Below are 21,964 nucleotides of genomic sequence, written 5' to 3'. Positions count from 1 at the left end.
TCCAGGTCTCTTGATACCGATGAGTAACGTAGTCGCATGTATTTGATTTGACCACCCCCAGTTCACCGGACCGTCGACACGGAGTGAATGCCTAATCCTCCGGGTGCAGAGGCAATTCCGCCCGAACCCGCCAACTCCCGTCCGGCTCCCGGCCGGTCTCGAGGTTGCCCTGGAGGACGGCCACCCGTTCCCGCATCCCCACCAGCCCGTTCCCCGAGCCCTGTGTGAACTGGCTCGACCCCCGGCCGTTGTCGGTGATCTCCACCAGCACGTCCTCGTCGCGCCTGCGCACCCGGACCCGTGCCCGCGGTGAACTGCCCGCGTGCCGGAGCACATTCGTCAGCGACTCCTGCACGACGCGGTGGATGCCGAGGCTGAGCGCGGGCCTGATGTCATCGAGCTCCCCCGTCATCTCGAGCTCTACGCGCAGGCCCGCGTCACGCATCATGTCGACGACCTTCGCCACTCCCGCCGTCCCGTGCTGCGGCATCTCGGCGGGGGTCTGTTCGGTGCGCAGCAGCGCGACCGTGCGACGCAGCTCGGCGAGCGCCTGCCTGCCGGTGCTCGCGATGTTGCCCAGCGCACGCTCGGCGCCATCCGGGTTGCGCCGCACGGCATACGAGGCGCCGTCCGCCTGCACCACCATGACGCTCACCGCATGTGCGACCACGTCGTGCAGTTCGCGCGCGATGCGAGTGCGCTCCCCCGCGACCGCCTCCTCGGCCCGCCGGTCGCGGTCGTACTCGGCGACGGCCAGTCGCGCCGCGACCTCCTCGTCGTACAACCGTCGCGCACCGAGGAACTCCGCCGTGATCCAGGACAGCGCATAGAACAGCGAGACGAATGCCGCGGTGGTCCAGAAGTCCTGGTGCAGGAGCCGGATCGCCAGTGCCGAGTCGGCGGCGAGCCCGACGAGATAGAGCGCCGCCGGCCTCCTGCCGACGTAGGCGACGAGCGTGTAGAGCATCACGGCCAAACCGAGCTGGCCCACATGCGCGACCGCCTCGTCGCCGATCCAGCTGCTGATGACTGTGGTGAGGATCGAGAGACCGAGGAGGGCTGCCGCGGCAAGCACGGGATGGCGGCGCCGAAAGGCGATCGGTGTGCACAACGCCAGGCCGAGCAGCAGGAACAGCCACGGGGCCTGGCTGTTCGGTGCCGACAACCCTTCGAGCACGAACAGGATCGTCGCGAGCATCGAGTCGGCGACGAACGGCTTGCCCCGCAGCCACAGGCTGAACCTCCGCATGATCACAGCCTAGGAGTTGCGGGCCTCGGCCGGTCCTGTGATTGGGTCTGACCCATGGCATGGTTCGACTGGGGTGTGTTGATGGTGGCGGCCACCGCGGCCGGCTGGGTCGATGCGGTGGTCGGCGGGGGTGGCCTGATCCTGCTCCCGGCGATCCTGATCACGATGCCTCAGCTGAGCCCGCAGATGGCGTTGGCGACGAACAAGCTGACGGCCGTCAACGGCACCGCCGCGGCTGTGTTCACCTTCAGCCGGAAGGTCGCCATGCAGTGGCGGCTGATGATCCCGGCCGCCGTGCTGGCCGCGCTGTTCGCCGGACTCGGGGCGGCCGCCGTGTCGCTGATCGACAAGGCGCTGTTCATCCCGATCGTCATGGTGTTGCTGGTCGCGATCGCGGTGTTCGTCACGATGCGACCGACACTGGGCACGACGCTCGCCCATCACCAGCCCAGTCGGATGCGGGTGTGGACGACGGTGCTGGTCGCGGGCGGCGTGATCGGGTTCTACGACGGGCTCCTCGGCCCCGGCACCGGCACCTTCCTGATTGTCACCTTCGCGGTGATGCTGGGAACGGAGTTCGTGCGCAGCGCCGCGATGGCCAAGGTGATCAACCTCGGCTCCAACCTCGGCGCCCTCATCTTCTTCGCGGCCACCGGGAACGTGTGGTGGACCCTGGGACTCGCCATGGCAGCCTGCAACGTGCTCGGCGCGGTGCTCGGCGCCAGAATGGCACTTGCCAAGGGCGCGGGCTTCATTCGGATCGTGCTGTTGGTGGTGGTCGTGGTGATGGTCATCCGGCTGGGCTGGCAGCAGTTCGCCCAGTAGGTAGCGTGTGACCCGTGACCGCCACCCGCGACGTCGACCCCGACTTCCTCGCCCTGCCGCTGCGCGCCCTCGCGGACGCCGCGTTGTCCGCCGCCCGGACCGCGGGCGCCACCCACGCCGATCTACGGGTGCACCGGCTGCTGACCCAGTCGATACGACTACGGGACGGTGCCGTGCAGTCCGCGGTCGACGGCGCGGAACTCGGCGTGGCGGTGCGAGTGGTGGTCGACGGGACCTGGGGATTCGCCTCGCACGCGGAACTGACCCCCGACGCCGCGGCCCGCACGGCGGCGCAGGCGGTCGAGGTGGCCAGGGCGCTGCGGGCGCTGAACCGGGAACGGGTGGAGTTGGCCCCGGAGCCCGTATACCCGGATGCGGTCTGGGTTTCCGGCTACGAGGTCGACCCGTTCGAGGTCCCGACGGCCGAGAAGATCGAGCTGCTCGGCGACTACTCGGCGCGGCTGTCCTCCGCCGACGGCGTGGACCACGTCACGGCGAGCGTGATGCAGGTCAAGGAACAGACCTTCTACGCGGACCTGGCCGGGTCGACCATCACCCAGCAGCGGGTCCGTCTGCATCCGCAGTTGGAGGCGACCGCCGTCGATCAGTCGGCGGGCAGCTTCGAGACCATGCGGACCCTTGCGCCCCCGGCCGGGCGTGGCTGGGAGTACCTGGGTGCCGGAGTCGGCCCGGGTTCCTGGGACTGGGCAACGGAACTCGCGCGGATCCCGGAATGGCTTGCCGAGAAGGCCAAGGCGCCATCGGTGACGTCTGGCCCGACGGACCTGGTCATCGACCCGACCAACCTGTGGCTGACCATTCACGAATCCATCGGCCACGCAACCGAGTACGACCGCGCCATCGGCTATGAGGCGGCATACGCGGGTACCTCGTTCGCGACCCCGGACCAGCTCGGCACCCTGCGATACGGGACCGAGATCATGCACGTGACCGCCGACCGCACCGAGGAGCACGGGCTCGCCAGTGTCGGGTACGACGACGACGGCGTCGGTTCGCAGCGCTGGGATCTGGTACGCGGTGGCACCCTCGTCGGCTATCAGCTCGACCGGGTGTTCGCTCCGCGGCTCGGCCTGGAACGTTCCAACGGATGCTCCTATGCGGACTCGCCCCACCACGTACCCATCCAGCGGATGGCGAACGTGTCGTTGCAGCCGGATCCCGAGCGCGACACCTCCACCGAGGATCTCATCAGCCGCGTCGAGGACGGGATCTACGTGGTCGGCGACAAGAGCTGGTCGATAGACATGCAGCGGTACAACTTCCAGTTCACCGGTCAGCGGTTCTTCCGGATCCGGAACGGCGTTCTCGACGGGCAGCTCCGGGATGTGGCGTACCAGGCCACCACGACCGACTTCTGGGGTTCGATGGAGGCCGTCGGCGGTGCCTCCACCTGGCAGCTGGGTGGCGCGTTCAACTGTGGGAAGGCCCAGCCTGGTCAGGTGGCGGCGGTCAGCCACGGTTGTCCCTCCGCGCTGTTCCGCGGTGTGAACGTGCTCAACACGCAGGCGGAGGGTGGCCGATGATGATCCAGGCGCAGGACGTGATCGAGCGGGCCCTCGCGCTGCGCACGGTGGACGAATCGATGGTGTTGGTCACCGATGCCAGCGAGGCATCGCTGCGCTGGGCCGGCAATTCGATGACCACGAACGGCGTGTCGACCTCGCGAAACTGGACCGTCATCTCGATCGTCCGCGACGCCGAGGGCGCGCACGTGGGGACGGTGAGCTCCAGCACCGTTGACCCGAAGCAGATCCCGGAGGTCGTGCGGGCGAGCGAGGAGGCGGCGCGGACCGCCCCACCCGCCGAGGACGCGATGGACCTGATGTCGGGTGCAGGCGTTCCCGACCCGGACTGGTCCGCGGCCGCGGCGTCGACAGGGATCGACGTGTTCGGCCGACTGGCGGGTGATCTCGCCGACGGGTTCGACGGCGCCGACCGGCTGTACGGCTTTGCGCACCATCAACTCCACACCACCTGGCTGGGCACCTCCAGCGGGGTACGCAGGCGTTTCACCCAGCCGACCGGCTCGGTGGAGATCAACGGCAAGCGCGGTGACGCCAGCGCGTGGGTCGGCGCGGGCACTGCCGACTTCGAGGACGTGTCGGTGCCGAGCCTGCTGGCTGAGCTGACCACCAGGCTGAACTGGTCCAAGCGCACGGTCGACCTGCCCGCGGGTCGCTACGAGACCCTGCTGCCTCCCTCCGCCGTGTCCGACCTGATGATCTACCTGATGTGGACGATGGAGGGCCGCGGCGCGGAGGAAGGGCACACCGCGCTGTCGAAGGCGGGCGGCACCCGGGTCGGTGAGCGGCTCAGCGATTTCCCGCTCACCCTGCGCTCGGACCCCATGGCGCCCGGACTCGAGTACGCACCCTTCGTCGCGACGACGACATCGAGCGACTCCCTCTCCCTCTTCGACAACGGCATGGATGTCGATCGGGTCGACTGGGTCCGTGACGGTGCCGTCAACGCGCTCGCCTACCCCCGCCACGCGGCGCAGGAGTTCGGGGCCACGGTGGCCGTGCCCGGCGACAACCTGCTGCTCACCGGCGGCGGTGCGGCGACCATCGACGAGATGGTCGCCCGGACCGAGCGCGGGCTGCTGCTGACCACGCTCTGGTACATCCGCGAGGTGGACCCGGCCACGCTGCTGCTCACGGGCCTGACCAGGGATGGGGTGTATCTGGTCGAGGACGGGGCGGTCACCGGCGCCGTCAACAACTTCCGTTTCAACGAGAGCCCGCTCGACCTGCTGCGGCGGGTCTCGGAGGTCGGGGCCACCGAGAGCACCCTCCCGCGCGAGTGGAAGGACTGGTTCACACGAACCGCGATGCCGCCGCTGCGGATCCCCGACTTCCACATGTCGTCCGTGAGCCGGGCACAGTGATGACCCGCTGTCCCTGCCTCAGTGGTGAGACCTACGAGCGATGCTGCGGGCGGTTTCATTCCGGTGCCGCGGAGGCGCCGACCGCCGAGCAGCTGATGAGGTCCCGGTACAGCGCATTCGCGGTCGGCGACGCCGACTATCTGCTGCGGACCTGGCACCCGAGTACGCGCCCGGGGCGGCTGACCCTCGACCCCGATCAGCGCTGGACCCGGCTCGACATCCTCGGCCACACGGGCGGCGGGCTGCTGGAAAACGAGGGCACGGTCGAGTTCGAGGCACACTACGTGCACTCCGGGCAGCTGGACTCGCTCCGCGAGCACAGTCGGTTCGTGCGCGAGGACGGGCGCTGGTCGTACCTGGACGCCCTCGACTGACTTCTCGCCGCGGGATTCGCACCCACGCCATCGGGGGTATCGAGGAGTAACGTCCGGCAGAGGCGGGAATCCCCCGCGATCGCCCCAGGCGGCGACGGTGGACTGGTTCAACGCGGATGGCTATTGGCTCGGGCGGCTGCTCTTCACGGAAGGCCTCGCCGCCATCTATCTGACCGCGTTTCTCGTGGCAGTCAACCAGTTCCGGGCCCTGATCGGCAGCAACGGGATGCTCCCCGTCCCCGACCATCTGGCGACGGCATCGTTCCGGCGGTCACCGAGCCTGTTCCACCTGTACTACTCCGATCGGTTCTTCGCTGCCGTTGCGTGGACCGGGGCCGGGCTGGCGGCACTCAGCGTGCTGGGTGTCACCGCCCGGCTCCCGCTGCCCGCGCACATGCTGGTGTGGTTCGCGATGTGGCTGCTGTACCTGTCGATCGTCAACGTCGGCCAGGTCTGGTACGGGTTCGGCTGGGAGTCGCTGCTGCTCGAGGTCGGTTTCCTGGCCGTCTTCCTTGGCAACGCCGACACCGCGCCACCGTTGGCCATCCTGCTGTTACTGCGGTGGTTGCTGTTCCGGCTCGAATTCGGCGCCGGGATGATCAAGATCCGCGGGGACTCCTGCTGGCGCGACCTGACCTGCCTGTACTACCACCACGAGACGCAGCCGATGCCGGGACCGCTGAGCTGGTATTTCCACCGACTCCCCCGGCCGCTGCACCGGGTCGAGGTCGCGGGCAATCACCTGGCGCAGCTGGTGATGCCCTTCGGACTGTTCGCCCCGCAACCGGTCGCCGCGATCGCGGCGGGCTTGATGATCGTGACGCAGCTGTGGCTGGTGGCCAGCGGCAACTTCGCGTGGCTGAACTGGCTCGCGCTGGTGCTGGCGGTGTCGGTGCTGCCGGACAGCGTGCTCGGGGTGGTCCTGCCGATCGGCACACCCGCCGGGTCCGGGACCACCCCGCCTGCCTTCGTGGTCGTGGTGATCGCGGTGACCGCCCTGGTCCTCGTGCTCAGCTACTGGCCGGCGCGCAACCTGGCCTCGCACAGCCAACTGATGAATGCCTCGTTCAACGCCTGGCACCTGGTCAACACCTACGGCGCGTTCGGCCACGTCACCCGGATCCGGTACGAGGTGATCGTGGAGGGCACCGAGGCCGCGCACCTCACCCCCGACGCGGTCTGGCGGGAGTACGAGTTCAAGGGCAAGCCGGGAGACCTCCGGCGGCGGCCCCGCCAGTTCGCTCCGTACCACCTGCGCCTCGACTGGCTGATGTGGTTCGCCGCGATCTCGCCCGGCTACGCCAGGGGGTGGTTCGTCGCGTTCGCCGAGAAACTGCTCCAGAACGACGCCGCGACGCTGGCGCTGATCCGGCACAACCCGTTTGCGGAGTCGCCGCCCACCTTCGTGCGGGCGCGCCTGTTCCGCTACCGGTTCAGCACCCGGCGGGAGCGCCGAGACAGCGGCGTGTGGTGGCACCGGACCCCGGTCTCGGACTACCTGCCGCCCGTCCGGCTGGCGGTCGGGCCTGCGGGCGACGGAGCGAATCGGGGCTGAACGGTCCGCTCGGTACCCTGGACGGCATGTCGAGCGGGGAAGCCACCAGCGTGCGGGTGGACAGCTGGGCGTGGTCCGTGCGCCTGTTCAAGACGCGCTCCGCCGCGGCCGCCGCGTGCCGGGCAGGCCACGTGCGGGTGAACGGGGTGTCGGCCAAACCCGCGCAGCCGGTGCAGATGGACGACGAGGTGCGGGTCCGCGTCGCGGGCACCGAACGGATAGTCGTGGTGGCCAGGCTCATCCGCAAGCGGGTCGGGGCGCCCGAGGCCGCGCTGTGCGTGATCGACAGGACACCTCCTCCGCCGCCGCGTGAGGAACTGATCGCCCTGCCGCGCCGGGATCGTGGATCCGGTCGACCCACCAAACATGAACGGCGCGAGCTCAATAGGCTGCGCGGCTTCAACGACGACTGACTTTCAGGCGCCCGCGGAATCATCTCACCCATTCTCGATATGCGGCGCGAAATCTCGTGCCATGCTTCCCCCCGCCGGTGGCGACCGCCACCGAATCGGCGTGATCTCGGAGGAGCAATCGATGATGGGTCGGGTTCGACAGGGTTCGGTGTGGGGGCACCGTGCGGTGAAGGTTGCCGCGGCAATGGGGCTTACCGCGGCGTGCGCGTCGGCGGGCCTGATCAGCGCGGGCGGGGCATCCGCGACCGTCTTCTGTGCCACCGAGATCGGGCACACCACGTGCTCCTATGACAGCTACGGCCCCCACGAGTACTTCGTCGATGTGCCGGCAGGCATCACCTCGGTGAAGGTGACCGCGAACGGTGCCAACGGTGGCGGATTTCGGGGTGGACGCGGCGGCGTGGTCACCGCCGACCTCCCCGTGACGCCAGGGCAGCGGCTCTACATCATGGTGGGCAACGGCGGCGGGTCGGGATTGAACCCGGGCGGCGGGTTCGCCGCGGTCGCAACGGAATCTGCCGAGGGCAGCTGGACCGCCGGCATGAACTCACGCCTGCTGGTTGCGCCCGGTGGCGGTGGCGGCGGCGCGGGTGTGGGCGGTGACGCGGGCGCCGCGGCGCCCGGCGCCGGAGGCGGACAAGCCGGTACCGATACCGCGGGGGGCACGGCCGGCATCGGCGGCACCGACGGTGCGTTCGGCACCGGTGGCGCGGGCGGTCTGGTCGGCTCGGGCGGTGGCGGCGGCTACTTCGGTGGTGGTGGCGGGTTGAACGGCGGCGGCGGATCCTTCCTGGTCCCGGCCGGTGGCAGCACCGCGCTCGCCCCGGCAGGCGCTTCCGTCGCGCGGGTCGTCGTCGAGTTCGACTCGTCCTATGTGGGCGCCAGTGGCAGCTCCGACAGCGGCAGCGGCTCCGGCAGCGCGGGAAGCTCCGACTCCGGCAGCGCGGGCAGCTCCGGCGGCTCGGGAAGCGTGGGTAGCTCCGCGTCCTGACGCGGGGTGTAAACCCAGCGTCCAGTTCGCTGCGTCAATGTGCCCACCTCGCGTCCGGGAACATGGCATGCTTCCAGCGCCGGTGGCGATCGCCCCGGATCGATTAGGACTCTGCGAGGTTTGTTGATGCAAGGGCGTGTGTGGGCGGCGGGCTCGATGGGGATGCGGCGAACCGTGGGACTGGCCGCGACGGTGGGTATGACGGCAGCCGTCGCGGCCGCGGTCACCGGCGGTACCGGCGTTGCCGCCGCCGGCGACAAGATCGTGGGATGCGCGCAGTCGGGGATTCTCGTCAACTGCATGGTCAACGTCGAAGGCGAGCATGTCCTCGACATCCCCGCCGGCGTGACCTCGGTGACGGTGACCGCGATCGGTGAGGCAGGCAAGGGCGGGGTCGGCGCAGGCGGGCTCGGCGGTCGTGTCACCGCGGACCTCCCCGTTACCCCGGGATCGAAGCTGTACATCCTCGTCGGTGAGGGTGGCGGTTCCGGTGGCGGCTTCTCCGGAACCGCCACCGAGTCGATCAAGCAGGACCGGGAGAAGGGCCTGCGCTCCCGCACGCTCGTCGCTCCCGGCGGGGGTGCGGGAAGCCTCGGGGCAGGCGGCAATGCAGGCGTCTCCGCGGCGGGTGCCGCGGGCGGCAAGGCAGGCACCGCGACCGCGGGCGGTGCGGGCGGCACCGGATCTCCGTCCGGCGCGGCAGGCGTGCTCGGTGACGGTGGCGCGGGTGCCGACTCCGGCGGTGCCGGCGGCGCCGGCTACTTCGGTGGTGGCGGCGGCGCCGCGGGCGCCGGTGGCGGCGGCGGGTCCTTCCTGGTCCCCTCCGGTGGCAGCGAAAAGCTCGCCGCCGCAGGCGAGGAGGCGAAGGTGACGCTCCGGTTCAACTCGCTCAACCCGATCATCCCGATCCCCGGACTCCCCGATCTCAGCCAGTTCGGCAGCGCAGATCTGGGTGGCTCATCCTTCGGTAGCTGACCGATCACCTCAGAAGTCCGAGGCCCGCACCGGCGAATCGCCGGTGCGGGCCTCGTCCTTCTTGTGTCGACCGGCGATCAGGGTGTGGTGACGGCCAGGCCGATTGTGCCGGTCTTACCGCGGCGCAGCAGGCTGCCCTTGACCGTGAGCCAGCCGAGGATCCCGTACTTGCGGGTGATGACCTCGCGGGCGTGCTCCGTCCCGGCGTCGTCCAGCACCACCGCGGTCGCCTCGATCGCGTCACCCTTTTGATTGCCGCGCACGTCGCAGGGCGCGACCGTCACCTGCGGGTTCCGACGGATCCGCTTGACCTTCCAGGAGTCGGTGACCGTCCACAGCAGCAGGCGGTCGCCGTCGAGCGCCGCCCACAGCGGGGTCGGGACCGCCGAGCCGTCCTTGCGGAAGGTGGTCAGCAGGACGTACTTGGCGGCACCGATCTCGCTCAGCGTGGGGCTCATGGGCATCAGCCTAGGGGCAACCGGCCCGACTACTCCCCCTCGAGCTCACCTTCGGTCTCCAGGTAGACCTGTCGCAGCCCGTCCAGCGTCTGCTGCTCCGGCTGCTCCCACATGTCGCGCTCGGCGGCCTCGAGCAGCCGCTCCGCGATCCCGTGCAGGGCCCAGGGATTGGACTCGGTCATGAACTTGCGATTCTGCTCGTCCAGCACGTAGGTCTCGGCAAGCTTCTCGTACATCCAGTCCGCGACGACGTTGGTCGTGGCGTCGTACCCGAACAGGTAGTCGACGGTCGCGGCCATCTCGAAGGCGCCCTTGTAGCCGTGCCTGCGCATCGCCTCGAGCCAGCGCGGGTTGACCACCCGCGCGCGGAACACCCGGGCGGTCTCCTCCGACAGCGTGCGGGTGCGGACGGCCTCGGGGCGGGTGCTGTCACCGATGTAGGCCTCCGGCGACTTCCCGGTCAGCGCGCGGACGGTGGCGACCATGCCGCCGTGGTACTGGAAGTAGTCGTCGGAGTCGGCGATGTCGTGCTCGCGGGTGTCGGTGTTCTTCGCCGCCACCGCGATTCGCCGGTAGGCGGTGCGCATGTCGTCGGAGGCCGGCGCGCCGTCGAGGCCACGGCCGTACGCGTAACCGCCCCAGGTCGTGTACACCTCGGCGAGGTCGGCATCGTTGCGCCAGCTCTTCGAGTCGATCAGCTGCAGCAGGCCCGCGCCGTAGGTGCCAGGCTTGGACCCGAAGATGCGGGTGGTGGCCCGGCGGTCGTCGCCGTGCTCGGCCAGGTCCGCCTGCGCATGGGCGCGGATGTAGTTGCTCTCGGCGGGCTCGTCCACGGCAGCGACCATCCGGACCGCGTCGTCGAGCAGCGCCAGCACGTGCGGGAAGGCATCCCGGAAAAAGCCGCTGATCCGGACGGTCACGTCCACGCGGGGCCTGCCCAGCTCCTCCAGCGAGATGACCTCCAGGCTGGTGACGCGGCGCGACGCCTCGTCCCAGACCGGCCGGACACCCAGCAGGGCAAAGACTTCCGCGATGTCGTCGCCGGAGGTGCGCATCGCGGAGGTGCCCCAGACGGACAGCCCGACGGAGCGCGGGTACTCGCCGTGATCGGCCAGGTAGCGGGCAAGCAGCGACTCGGCCATCGCCTGACCGGTCTCCCATGCCAGCCGCGACGGCACCGCCTTCGGATCCACCGAGTAGAAGTTGCGGCCGGTGGGCAGCACGTTGACCAGACCGCGCAGCGGCGACCCGCTCGGCCCGGCGGCGATGAACCGGCCGTCGAGCGCGCGCAGCACCTGGGCGATCTCGCCTGCGGTCTGCCGCAGCCGAGGCACCACCTCCGCCGCCGCGAACTCCAGTACGGCCACCACCTGTTCGCCGTGGTCGGCGCCGATCCGTGCCGCGGCGGCCGGGGCCCAGTCAGCGGCCTGCAGGTCCGCTACCAGCCGGTGCGCGATCTCCTCGATGGCGTCGACCCGGGTACGGACCTCGTCGCCGTCCTCGCTGAGCCCCAGCGCCTCGCGCAGGCCGGGGACGGTGCGTTCGCCGCCCCACATCTGCCGGGCCCGCAGGATCGCGAGCACCAGCTCGACCTCCGCGTCGCCCTCGGGTGCCTTGCCGAGGATGTGCAGCCCGTCGCGGATCTGCACGTCCTTGATCTCGCACAGCCAGCCGTCGACGTGCAGCAGCATGTCGTCGAAGACGTCCTCGTCCGGGCGCTCCGCGAGGCCCAGGTCGTGGTCCATCTTCGCCGCACGCATCAGCGTCCAGATCTGCTGGCGGATCGCGGGCAGCTTCGCCGGGTCGAGCGCCGAGATGTTGGAGTGCTCGTCGAGCAGCTGCTCGAGGCGCGAGATGTCGCCGTAGCTCTCGGCGCGGGCCATCGGTGGGATCAGGTGGTCGACCAGGGTCGCGTGGGCGCGGCGCTTGGCCTGGGTGCCCTCGCCCGGATCGTTCACCAGGAACGGGTAGATCAGCGGCAGCTCGCCGAGCGCGGCGTCGGTGCCGCAGGACGCGGACATGCCGAGCGTCTTGCCGGGCAGCCACTCCAGGTTCCCGTGCTTGCCCAGGTGTACCACCGCGTCCGCGCCGAAGCCGCCCTCGTCCTGACGGGCGGCCAGCCAACGGTAGGCGGCGAGGTAGTGATGGCTCGGCGGCAGATCCGGATCGTGATAGATGGCCACGGGATTCTCGCCGAAGCCGCGGGGCGGCTGCACCATCAGGACCACGTTGCCGACCGGCATCGCGGCGATGACGATCTCGCCGTCGGGGTCGGACGACCGGTCCACGTACAGCTCGCCCGGCGCAGCGCCCCAGTGCTTCTCGACGCCTTCGCGCAGGTCCTGCGGCAGCGTGGCGAACCACCGCCGGTACCGCGCCGCGGAGATGCGGATCGGGTTGCCCTCGAGCTGCTCCTCCGTCAGCCAGTCCGGGTCCTGCCCGCCCGCCGCGATGAGCGCATGGATCAGGGCGTCGCCGTCGCCTGCCGCCAGACCGGGCAGCGCGTCGTCTCCGTCGAGCGGCCCGAGGTCGTATCCGGCAGCGCGCATCTCGGTGAGCAGCGCGATCGCGCTGGCCGGGGTGTCCAGGCCGACGGCGTTGCCGATACGGGCGTGCTTGGTGGGATAGGCGGAGAGCATCAGCGCGATCCGCTTCTCCGCGAGGGGGATGTGCCGCAGCCGGGCGTGCCGCACCGCGATGCCGGCGACCCGGGCCGCCCGCTCGGGGTCGGGCACATACGCGGTGAGGCCGTCGGCGTCGATCTCCTTGAACGAGAAGGGAACCGTGATCAGCCGGCCGTCGAACTCGGGCACCGCGACCTGCGTCGCCACGTCCATCGGCGAGAGGCCGTCGTCATTGGACTCCCAGGCCTCGCGGCTGCTGGTCAGGCACAGGCCCTGCAGGATGGGCACGTCGAGCGCGGCAAGTTCGGTGACATCCCAGGCCTCGTCGTCCTCCCCCGCCGATGCGCCCGCGGGCTTGGTGCCGCCCGCCGCGAGGACGGTCACGACCATCGCGTCGACGGTGCCGAGTGTCGTCAGCAGCTCCGGCTCGGCCGTGCGCAGCGAGGCGCAGAAGAGGGGCAGCGCGTTGGCGCCTGCGCCCTCGATCGCGCGGCACAGCGCCTCGACGTACTCGGTGTTGCCTGCCAGGTGCTGGGCGCGGTAGTAGAGCACCGCGATGGTGGGGCCGTCGATCTCCGCGACCGCGCCCCGCTCCAGGTGACCCCAGGTGGGGGTGTGCACCGGCGGCTCGAATCCGTACCCGGTGAGCAGCACGGTGTCGGTGAGGAAATGGTGCAACTGGAGCAGGTTCTGCGGGCCGCCCTCGGCCAGGTACGAATGCGCCTCGGCGGACACGCCGCCCGGCACCGTCGAGTGCTCCATCAGCTCGGCATCCGGGGCGAGCTCGCCGCCGAGCACCACCGTCGGCAGGCCTGCGGCGAGGACGGCGTCGAGCCCGTCCTCCCAGGCGCGGCGGCCACCGAGGATGCGCACGACCACCAGCTCGACCCCCTCGAGCAGACCGGGCAGGTCGTCCACCAGGAGCCGGGACGGGTTCGCCCAGCGGTACTCCGCGCCGCTGGCACGGGCGCTGAGCAGGTCGGTGTCGGACGTCGACAGCAGCAGGATCACGGTGAGGCCTCCTCGGGGTTTTCGCGCCCCATCGGTTCGGAACGGCAGCGGCGGAGGGTCTGGCTCCCCGGTGCCCGCGGGCAGGCGGTCGGGTGACAGTGGCGCGACCGCACCGGATTCCCACCGGTTTCCTCTCGAGCTGCCGCAAGCGCCGCTGATGCTACCGGTGCAGGGACGTAACCTTGGAGACGATGTCCGCTGAACCGAACACCCCCGACCGTTCCCGCCCCGACGCCTGCCCCGGAGCCCTCCAGGTACACCAGGCGGCGGACGGCGCGCTGGCCCGGGTGCGGCTGCCCGGCGGTTTCCTCGAACCCGGTCAGCTGCAGGCGCTGGCCGAGGCGTCCCGCGAACTCGCGGCAGGTGAGCTGGAGCTGACCTCGCGCGGCAATGTGCAGCTGCGCGCGGTCACCGACCCCGACCGGTTCGCCGAGCGGCTGGCCGAGATCGGCCTGCTGCCCTCGGCCACCCACGAACGGGTGCGAAACATCCTCGCCAGTCCCCTGTCCGGGCGGATCGGTGGGCTGGTCGACGTGCGCGACTGGGTGCGCGAACTCGACCGCGGCCTCTGCGCCGACCCGGTGCTGGCGCAGCTGCCGGGACGGGTGATGTTCTCCCTCGACGACGGCCGTGGCGACGTCTCGGGGCTGTCCGCGGACCTCGGGCTACATGCCGTCGGCGCCGACGAGGTGACCCTGGTCCTGGCCGGCCGCGACTCCGGCGCCCGGATCCCCGCGGCCGACGGGGTGTCGGTGCTGCTCGAGGCCGCCCGACACCTGCTGGAGATCCGGGGGGAGCAGTGGCGGCTGCACGAGATCGACGGCGGTCCCGAGCGGATCCTCGCCGGTCTCGGCCTGCGGGCCACGGTGGAGCCCGTCGACGTGACAGGTGACGGGGCCGGACCGATCGGCTGGCTCGATCACGGCGACGGTGGCGTCACCCTGGCCGCCGGCCTCGCACTGGGAGCGATCCCCGCGCGCACCGCAGAGTTCCTGGCCGCGGTCGGCAAGCCCCTTGTCGTGACGCCATGGCGATCGGTGCTGCTGTGCGACCTCGACGAATGGACCGCGGAGCAGGTCGTGCGGGTGCTCGCGCCGATGGGCCTGATCTTCGACGCCGCCTCGCCCTGGCTGCAGGTCAGTGCCTGCACGGGAAGCCCCGGCTGCGCCAAGTCCCTTGCCGATGTCCGCGGCGACCTCGGTGCGGCGGTGGCGGCCGGGGAGCTGCCGGTGGAGGGCAGGCAGCACTGGGTGGGCTGCGACCGCAAATGCGGCAGGCCCCGCGGGGAGGTAGCCGACGTGGTGGCCACCGGCGACGGCTACCGGGTGGACCGACGGCCGCGCTGACCCCATATCGTGTGGCGCATGACCGACTACATCCGCGACGGCGCCGAGATCTACCGTCAGTCCTTCGCCACCATCAGGGCCGAAGCTGACCTGGGCCGGTTCCCGGCGGACGTATCGCAGGTGGTGGTGCGGATGATCCACGCGTCGGGACAGGTCGACCTGGTCGACGACATCGCGTTCACCCCCGGCGTCGTCGAGTCCGCCCGTGCCGCGCTGCGGGCCGGCGCACCGATCCTGTGTGACGCGACCATGGTCGCCGCGGGGGTCACCCGCAAGCGGCTGCCCGCGAACAACGAGGTGCTGTGCGCCCTGGCAGATCCCCGGGTCCCCGTGATCGCCGAGCAGCTGGGCAACACCCGATCCGCCGCCGCGCTCGAGCTGTGGGGCGACAAGCTGGACGGCGCGGTTGTCGCGATCGGCAACGCCCCGACCGCGCTGTTCCACCTGCTCGACATGATCGATCAGGGCGCACCGCGCCCGGCCGCGATCGTGGGTGGACCGGTGGGATTCATCGGCGCCGCCGAGTCCAAGGACGAGCTGATCGCCCGCGGCGGCTCCGAGTACCTGGTCGTCCGTGGCCGCCGCGGCGGCAGCGCGATCACCGCGGCCGCGCTCAACGCCATCGCCAGCGAGGTGGAGTGATGGTGGATCACGTCACCCCCGGCAAGCTCTGGGGCATCGGGCTCGGCCCGGGCGATCCGGAGCTGGTGACGGTGAAGGCGGCCCGGATCATCGCCGAGGCCGACGTCATCGCGTTCCACAGCGCCAGGCACGGCCGCAGCATCTCGCGCGCCGTCGCGCAGCCCTACATGCGGGACGGCCAGATCGAGGAACACCTGGTCTACCCGGTCACCACCGAGACGGTCGATCACCCCGGCGGCTACCAGGGCGCGATCGACGAGTTCTACGCGGTGGCCGCGGAGCGGTTGGCGAAGCATCTCGAGTCGGGTCGGACGGTGGCGCTGCTGGCGGCGGGCGACCCACTCTTCTACAGCTCGTACATGCACATGCACAAGCGGTTGCAGGACCGGTTCGAGGCGGAGGTGATCCCGGGCGTCACCTCGATCAGCGCGGCCTCCGCCGCGCTCGGCACTCCCCTCGTCGAGCGCGACGAGATCCTCACCGTGCTGCCGGGAACCCTTCCCGTCGAGGAGCTGACCAGGAGGTTGCGGCAGACCGATTCGGCCGCGATCCTCAAGCTCGGCCGCACCTTTCCCGCCGTGCGGCAGGCGCTCACCGATTCCGGCCGGCTCGCCGAGGCGAGCTACGTCGAACGGGCCAGCACCCCCAAACAGCGGGTGATCGCGGCCGCCGACGTGGACGAGTCGCAGGTGCCCTACTTCTCGATCGCACTGGTGCCGAGTCCGTCGAACAACGGGGCCGCGGCGGATCGGGCCGCGGCGACAGGTCCGTCGACGGGTTACGTCACCGTGGTCGGGCTCGGGCCAGGCGACGAGGCATGGACCACCCCCGAGGTGCGCGCGGAGCTGGCTCGCGCGACCGACGTCGTCGGGTACACCACCTATGTCAACCGGGTGCCCGTGATCGACGGCCAGAACCGGCACGCGAGCGACAACAAGGTCGAATCCGAGCGTGCGGCAATGGCGTTGGACCTGGCCAAGCGCGGAGCGCGGGTGGTCGTGGTGTCCTCCGGTGACCCCGGCGTGTTCGCGATGGCCGCCGCGGTGATCGAGATGGCCGCCGAGGACCAGTGGTCCGGCGTCCCGGTCCGGGTGCTGCCCGGCATGACCGCGGCCAACGCCGTCGCGAGCCGCGTCGGTGCCCCGCTCGGTCACGACTACGCGGTGATCTCGCTCTCCGATCGGCTCAAGCCGTGGGACATCGTCGCCAAGCGGATCTCCGCGGTGGCCGCGGCGGACATGGCGATAGCCGTGTACAACCCGGCCTCGCGCTCGCGCACCTGGCAGGTGGGCGCGATGCGGGACCTGCTGCTCGAGCATCGCGATCCCGCGACTCCGGTCATCATCGGCCGTGACGTCGCGGGTCCGCAGGAGAGCGTTCGGATCGTCACCCTCGGTGAGCTCGACCCGTCCGAGATCGACATGCGCTGCCTGCTGATCATCGGCTCCTCGCTGACCACCGTGGTCAAGGGCGCCGAGGGCACGATGGTGTTCACGCCTCGCCGCTACCCGGCCTGAGATCCGATAAGTAGCGAATGAGTTCTTCGAACGCACACGTGCAGCCTGCCCACGAGTCGATGCCGCCGACCGAGCGGTTCGGCCGACTGATCGAGCGTCGCGACGACGCCGATTTCCCGTTCTACAACGGTGTCCCCACGGCGCTGTCGATCCGGCAGTGGCTCTTGGTGTGGGCCTCCGTGGTGGTGGGCTTCGCCGCACTGGTACTCATCCCGCAGCCCAACAACGTGGTGGCTCTGATTCCGCGGATTTTGTTCGTCGGCATCCCGCTGGTCGTGCTGGCGACCGTGACGCGAGAGCACTGGCGGGCGCTGTTCCGCAGAGTGCGCGGCCGCGACGTCCTGACGATGATCGGGTTCGCCCTTCTCAATCTGGTCGTCACATTCGCGTTGGCGTTCATCGTCTCGTCCCTCTTCGGTGTGTCCTCCAACGAGGCGATCGACGAGGCGGGCAAGGGCAGCACGCTCGACACCGTCGCGTTCTACGTGGGCACCGGGTTCCAGTTGGTCGGTGAGGAGGTCTTCACCATCCTGCCGTTCCTCGCGGTGCTGTACTTCCTGTTCGCCAAGGCAAAGGTCTCCCGCAAGACCGCGATCGTCCTGGCCTGGCTGCTCAGTTCGGCCTGGTTCGCGGCCGCCCACCTGCCGACCTACGACTGGAACTTCGCCCAGGCGTTCATCATCATCGGCGGGGCCCGGGTGGTGCTGACCCTGGCCTACATCCGCACGAAGAATCTGTGGGTTTCGGCCGGCGCGCACATCATCAACGACTGGACGCTGTTCACCCAGGCCGTCGTGGTCAACGCGGCGCTGATGGCCATCTGAGGCGACGCGATTGCGGCGCCGAACCCGGTTGACGCGGTTGGGATCCCAGACAAACGGACGACACGCGGCGCTCTGTTGGACAATTGTCCAACAGAGTGCCTGTCAAGCGCTAGGATCGCTGAATGGGAAGTAGGCTCACTGGGGATGAGCGGCGCGCCACCTTGGTGATGAGCGCGCTGGAACTGGCCAAACGTGGCGGCATGGACGCCGTCACCATCAGGGCGGTCGCCGCGCACACGGGCGTGTCGATCGGCATGGTCCAGTACTGCTTCGAGAACAAGGAAGAGCTCGTGGTCGCGATGGCCGAGCAACTCGTCCTCGAGCTCAGTGGCTCCGCCCGAATCACGTTCGACACCCTCGCCGACTGGGAGCTACGTGGCCGAGAAGGCCTGTACGCGCTGATCCGAACCGGGCTCGAGTGGGGCTGGCCGGTGATCGAGGCCAACCCGGAGCGTCGACTGCTGACGTACGAGATCATGACCCAGTCACTCCGCCATCGCGCGGCCGGTTTCCCCCGGGCGGGCGCGATCGCCGTTGCCCAACGGGAGCACATGACGGCCGAGGTCGCGGCCTTCATGGACGAATGTGCGCGGGCAACCGGAACCGCGTGGTCCGAACCTGTTTCCGCGATCGCTCGTTTCGGTCTCGCGACCCTGGACGGACTGGTGCTGCGGTGGCTGGTCGATCGCGACACCGAGGGGACCAAAAAGCATCTGGACGCGTTGGCGCGGGCGGTGGCGGACAAGGCGGTCGAGGTTCCCGCCGAGGACGAGTCAGCCGGCGACCGCGAGTAGCCAGAGCTCCGCCTCGTCGACGCCGTCGAACACTGTGACGCCGAGCGGATTCGGCGGCCGACGCACCATCAGGACCGGGATGCCGAGCTCGCGCGCCGCCGTGAGTTTCGCGACTGTCAGGTCGCCCCCGCTGTTCTTGGAGACCAGCACGTCGATGCGGTGCTCTCGCATCAGCGCGGACTCACGGCCGACGTCGAAGGGACCCCGGTCGAGCAGGAGCGTCATCCGGGCCGGTGTCGGGCCTTCCGGCGGATCGATCGCTCGGACCAGGAAGTCGGCGGCCACCGTGGCGAATCGGTCCACGCCCTGCCTGCCGATGGTGAGGAATACCCGGCGGCCCAGCTCCGGCAGCGCGGCCGCGGCAGCCTCGAGCGAGTCCACCTCCAGCCAGCTGTCCCCCGGGCGGGCCGACCACGGTGGCCGTTGCACCACGGCGAACGGGAGTCCCGCCTCGGTCGTGGCTGCGGCGGCGTTGCTCGAGATGCGGGCCGCGAACGGGTGGGTGGCGTCGAGCACGGCACGGATGCCGTTGTCGCGAAGCCAGTCCCGCAGGCCCGTCGCTCCCCCGAAACCGCCGATCCGCACCTCGCCCTCGGGGAGCCTCGGATCGCGGACCCGCCCGGCGAGCGACGAGACGACCTCGACGTCCGCCGCCTCCGACAGCCGGGCCGCCAGGGATCGGGCCTCGGAGGTCCCGCCGAGGATCAGCACGCGCACCGTCGGCGCCATCAGTGGTCGGTTCGACGCCGCGAGGCCGAGTACAGGTAGCTGTCCGGGAATCCCTCGGCGCTCAGCACCCGGCCGACGATGATCACGGCGGTCTTGGTCACCCCGGCCGCGTGTACCTGGGCGGCGATCGAGTCGACCGTCCCCCGCAGGATGATCTCGTCCGGTCGGCTGGCGAATGCGACGACCGCGACCGGGCAGTCTTCGCCATAGGGGGCGCGCAACTCCTCGGCGACCTGATCGATGCGGTGCGCGGCCAGGTGGATGACCAGCGTGGCCCCGCTCGCCCCGAGGGTCGCCAGGTCCTCGCCCGGCGGCATGGCGGTGGACAGCGTCGAGACCCGGGTGAGGACGATCGACTGGGACACCCCAGGGACGGTCAGTTCGCGCCCCAGCGCCGCCGCGGCGGCGGTGAATGCCGGTACCCCGGGCACGATCTCGTAGCCGACGCCCGCCGCGTCGAGGCGGCGCGCCTGTTCGGCGACCGCGCTGTAGATGGACGGGTCGCCTGAGTGCAACCGCGCCACGTCCAGCCCGGCCCGGTCGGCGGCGATGAGGCGGTCGGTGATCTCGTCGAGGCTCAGGCGCGCGGTGTCGACGATCTCCGCGCCCTCGGGGCACATCGCGAGGAGTTCGGCGGGGACCAGGCTGCCCGCGTACAGGCACACGGGGCTCCGGCCGATGATCCGCTGGCCTCGCACCGTGATGAGGTCGGCGGCGCCGGGGCCCGCTCCGATGAAATGGACGGTCACTGGGTTGATTCCTCCTTTGTCGCGATCCACTGGGCAACGGGCAGCTGCGGCCGCCATGCGGTGAACCCGCCGAGCGGCCCGGCCCGATAGACCTGGAACTTGCGCAGCGTGCCGCCGTGCAGCCCGTGCCAACGCAGTACGAGGGTCTCGGATTCCGCGGTCACCGCGTTTACCACCATCCGGCCGCCGGGCGGCAGTCGGTCCCAACAGGTCTCGAACACCCCGGGCGCGGTGACGCCGCCACCGAGGAAGATCGCGTCCGGGGTCGGCGCACCTGCGAGTGCGTCGGGTGCGGAGCCGCGGATCTCGAGCCCGGGCACGCCGAGCCGTCGGGCGTTGGTCGCGATCCGGGCCGCGCGATCGGGATCGCGCTCGAAACCGATTGCACGGCAGCCGGCGTCGGCACGCATCCACTCGATTCCGATGCTGCCCGCTCCGCCGCCGACGTCCCACAGCAGCTCGCCGGGGGCCGGGGCGAGTGCGGACAGGGTCAGGGCCCGGATCTCCTGCTTGGTGAGCTGGCCGTCGGACTCGTAGGCCTCGTCGGGGAGGCCGGGCACGCGGGTCAGTCGCGGTGTCGCGACGCCCCGCACGCAGCGGACCGCGACGACGTTGAGGGGGTCGCCGGTCGGATGATCCCAGCCATCCGCCCGGCCCCGCACGATCTGCTCGCGATCGCCGCCGAGCTGCTCGAGCACGGCGAGTTCACTACCGCCGTAGCCGTTCTCGCGGAGCAGCGCGGCCAGCGCCGTCGGGGTGCCCGCGTCGCGACTGAGAACCAGGAACCGCCGATGGTCGGCCAGTTCCGGGGTGATGACCTCGACGGGCCGGTTCACCAGGCTCACGACAGGGGTCTCGTGCAGCGCCCAGCCGAGCCGGGCGCAGGCCAACGAGGCGGAGGAGGGGTGCGCGATCACCCGCATCCGTTCGGGACCGACGAGGTTCGTGAGGGTCACCCCGATGCCGTGGAACATCGGGTCGCCGCTGGCGAGCACGCACACCCGCCTGCCCTCGTGTTCGGCGAGCAGGCCGGCCAGCGCGGGCACGAGAGGCGACGGCCAGGACACCCGCACTGCGTCCGATCCGTCGTCGCCGTCCGGAACCAGGTCCAACTGGCGCGGCGACCCCATCAGCACCTCTGCGTCGGTGATCGCGCGCTGCGCGTTCGGGGACAGCCCGGACCATCCGTCCGCACCGATGCCGACGACGGTCAGCAGCTCGGTCATCGCGGCATCCGTCGCCAGATACGTTGTGGCACCAGCCGCATCACGAAGATGGCCAGGCGCAGCATGCCGGGGATCCACACGCGCTCGCGGCCCCGGCTCAGCGCCTTGACCACCGCATCCGCGACCTGCCCCGGGGTGCTCGACATCGGTGCCGGGCTCATCCCCTCGGTCATCTTGCCGATGACGAAGCCGGGACGGACCAGCAGCAGACTCACGCCGCTGCCCGCGAGGGCGTCACCGAGCCCGCTCGCGAAGCCGTCGAGCCCGGCCTTGGCCGAGCCGTACACGTAGTTCGCGCGCCGCACCCGGGCGCCCGCGATCGAGGAGAACACGACGATCCGCCCCGATCCCTGCGCACGCAGCAGCTGCGCGAGGTGCGTGAGCACGCCGACCTGCGCGACGAAGTCGGTGTGGATGACGTTCACCGCGTGCTGGGCGTCCGTCTCGGCGCGGGCCTGGTCGCCGAGAATGCCGAAGGCGAGCACCACCACGTCGATCGGGCCGAGCTCGACGATCTCCGACAGCACCCGGGCGTGGTCGGCGAGGCGGTCGGCGTCGAACTCGACGGTCTCGACCGAGGTGGCTCCGGCGGCCAGCACCGCCCGGCGTTCGTCTTCGAGGTCCCCGCTTCGCCTCGCGGCCAGGACGACGGTCCGCCCGGGGGCGAGTCTGGTGGCCAGTTCGAGACCGATCTCGCTGCGGCCCCCGAGGATGACGACTGATCCGACACTCATACCGTCAAGTGTGCTGGACT

The 21,964-nt window shown here is 70.5% G+C and carries 20 protein-coding genes and 1 riboswitch; of the genes, 13 read left to right on the top strand and 7 right to left on the bottom strand.

Annotated features, from left to right (window positions below; translation table 11 throughout):
• Positions 1-91 precede the first annotated feature (91 nt).
• The gene (locus JOE46_RS04735; protein ID WP_097209956.1) at positions 92-1,249 is read right to left on the bottom strand and encodes a sensor histidine kinase; all 1,158 of its coding nucleotides are present in this window, start codon (positions 1,247-1,249) and stop codon (positions 92-94) included.
• Between the two features lie 54 nt (positions 1,250-1,303).
• Here JOE46_RS04735 and JOE46_RS04730 point away from each other — a divergent pair, with 54 nt between their 5' ends.
• From JOE46_RS04730 to JOE46_RS04695, 8 genes are all read left to right on the top strand, one after another.
• Entirely contained in the window at positions 1,304-2,074 is a 771-nt protein-coding gene (locus JOE46_RS04730) for a TSUP family transporter (protein ID WP_097209725.1), read from the top strand.
• A 14-nt stretch (positions 2,075-2,088) separates the two neighbouring features.
• The gene (locus tag JOE46_RS04725) at positions 2,089-3,618 is read left to right on the top strand and encodes a TldD/PmbA family protein (protein WP_097209726.1); all 1,530 of its coding nucleotides are present in this window, start codon (positions 2,089-2,091) and stop codon (positions 3,616-3,618) included.
• Positions 3,618-4,982 (top strand): metallopeptidase TldD-related protein, encoded by a 1,365-nt coding sequence (locus JOE46_RS04720; RefSeq protein WP_097209727.1) that lies wholly within the window; start codon positions 3,618-3,620, stop codon positions 4,980-4,982. The genes JOE46_RS04725 and JOE46_RS04720 overlap by 1 nt, the downstream gene beginning before the upstream one ends.
• Positions 4,982-5,356 carry a YchJ family protein gene (locus JOE46_RS04715; protein WP_209926444.1) on the top strand — a complete coding sequence of 125 codons (375 nt, stop codon included), beginning with the start codon at positions 4,982-4,984 and terminating at the stop codon, positions 5,354-5,356. Before JOE46_RS04720 ends, JOE46_RS04715 begins: the two co-directional genes overlap by 1 nt.
• A gap of 97 nt (positions 5,357-5,453) precedes the next feature.
• On the top strand, positions 5,454-6,911 hold the full coding sequence (locus tag JOE46_RS04710; RefSeq protein WP_209926442.1) for a lipase maturation factor family protein: 1,458 nt from the start codon (positions 5,454-5,456) through the stop codon (positions 6,909-6,911).
• 26 nt (positions 6,912-6,937) lie between these two features.
• Positions 6,938-7,324, top strand: coding sequence for an RNA-binding S4 domain-containing protein (locus JOE46_RS04705; RefSeq protein ID WP_097209730.1), 387 nt, complete (start codon positions 6,938-6,940; stop codon positions 7,322-7,324).
• A gap of 121 nt (positions 7,325-7,445) precedes the next feature.
• Entirely contained in the window at positions 7,446-8,315 is an 870-nt protein-coding gene (locus JOE46_RS04700; RefSeq protein ID WP_179800403.1) for a hypothetical protein, read from the top strand.
• A 126-nt stretch (positions 8,316-8,441) separates the two neighbouring features.
• Entirely contained in the window at positions 8,442-9,290 is an 849-nt protein-coding gene (locus JOE46_RS04695) for a hypothetical protein (RefSeq protein WP_143548362.1), read from the top strand.
• A 77-nt stretch (positions 9,291-9,367) separates the two neighbouring features.
• Here JOE46_RS04695 and JOE46_RS04690 read toward each other — a convergent pair whose 3' ends face one another.
• The gene (locus JOE46_RS04690; protein WP_097209733.1) at positions 9,368-9,748 is read right to left on the bottom strand and encodes a PPOX class F420-dependent oxidoreductase; all 381 of its coding nucleotides are present in this window, start codon (positions 9,746-9,748) and stop codon (positions 9,368-9,370) included.
• 29 nt (positions 9,749-9,777) lie between these two features.
• Entirely contained in the window at positions 9,778-13,383 is a 3,606-nt protein-coding gene (gene cobN, locus JOE46_RS04685) for a cobaltochelatase subunit CobN (RefSeq protein ID WP_209926441.1), read from the bottom strand.
• A gap of 34 nt (positions 13,384-13,417) precedes the next feature.
• Positions 13,418-13,554: riboswitch (cobalamin riboswitch) on the bottom strand.
• A gap of 20 nt (positions 13,555-13,574) precedes the next feature.
• Here cobN and cobG point away from each other — a divergent pair.
• The 5 genes from cobG to JOE46_RS04660 all read left to right on the top strand — a co-directional run bounded on the left by cobG (position 13,575) and on the right by JOE46_RS04660 (position 18,506).
• The gene (cobG, locus tag JOE46_RS04680) at positions 13,575-14,729 is read left to right on the top strand and encodes a precorrin-3B synthase (RefSeq protein ID WP_097209735.1); all 1,155 of its coding nucleotides are present in this window, start codon (positions 13,575-13,577) and stop codon (positions 14,727-14,729) included.
• Between the two features lie 18 nt (positions 14,730-14,747).
• Complete coding sequence (locus JOE46_RS04675) at positions 14,748-15,371, top strand: precorrin-8X methylmutase (protein WP_097209736.1); 624 nt, start codon at positions 14,748-14,750, stop codon at positions 15,369-15,371.
• Positions 15,371-16,888: a precorrin-3B C(17)-methyltransferase gene (gene cobJ / locus JOE46_RS04670; RefSeq protein WP_209926440.1), complete on the top strand. Its 1,518-nt coding sequence runs from the start codon at positions 15,371-15,373 to the stop codon at positions 16,886-16,888. Before JOE46_RS04675 ends, cobJ begins: the two co-directional genes overlap by 1 nt.
• 17 nt (positions 16,889-16,905) lie before the next feature.
• On the top strand, positions 16,906-17,712 hold the full coding sequence (locus JOE46_RS04665) for a CPBP family intramembrane glutamic endopeptidase (RefSeq protein ID WP_097209738.1): 807 nt from the start codon (positions 16,906-16,908) through the stop codon (positions 17,710-17,712).
• Positions 17,713-17,834: 122 nt separating this feature from the next.
• Positions 17,835-18,506 (top strand): TetR/AcrR family transcriptional regulator, encoded by a 672-nt coding sequence (locus JOE46_RS04660; protein ID WP_097209739.1) that lies wholly within the window; start codon positions 17,835-17,837, stop codon positions 18,504-18,506.
• Here the strand turns inward: JOE46_RS04660 and JOE46_RS04655 are convergent.
• From JOE46_RS04655 to JOE46_RS04640, 4 genes are read right to left on the bottom strand one after another with little or no spacing between them, the layout of a single operon-like run.
• On the bottom strand, positions 18,486-19,235 hold the full coding sequence (locus tag JOE46_RS04655; RefSeq protein WP_097209740.1) for a cobalt-precorrin-6A reductase: 750 nt from the start codon (positions 19,233-19,235) through the stop codon (positions 18,486-18,488). The genes JOE46_RS04660 and JOE46_RS04655 overlap by 21 nt on opposite strands.
• Positions 19,235-19,984: a precorrin-4 C(11)-methyltransferase gene (cobM, locus tag JOE46_RS04650; RefSeq protein ID WP_097209741.1), complete on the bottom strand. Its 750-nt coding sequence runs from the start codon at positions 19,982-19,984 to the stop codon at positions 19,235-19,237. Before cobM ends, JOE46_RS04655 begins: the two co-directional genes overlap by 1 nt.
• Positions 19,981-21,210, bottom strand: coding sequence for a precorrin-6y C5,15-methyltransferase (decarboxylating) subunit CbiE (gene cbiE, locus JOE46_RS04645; protein WP_097209742.1), 1,230 nt, complete (start codon positions 21,208-21,210; stop codon positions 19,981-19,983). The genes cobM and cbiE overlap by 4 nt, the downstream gene beginning before the upstream one ends.
• Positions 21,207-21,944 (bottom strand): SDR family NAD(P)-dependent oxidoreductase, encoded by a 738-nt coding sequence (locus JOE46_RS04640; RefSeq protein WP_097209743.1) that lies wholly within the window; start codon positions 21,942-21,944, stop codon positions 21,207-21,209. Before JOE46_RS04640 ends, cbiE begins: the two co-directional genes overlap by 4 nt.
• Between the last annotated feature and the right edge of the window lie 20 nt (positions 21,945-21,964).

The organism is Rhodococcus sp. PvR099 (assembly GCF_017833315.1).
Classification (GTDB): domain Bacteria; phylum Actinomycetota; class Actinomycetes; order Mycobacteriales; family Mycobacteriaceae; genus Rhodococcus_G; species Rhodococcus_G oryzae.
This window is presented reverse-complemented; position numbering and strand designations above follow the sequence as displayed.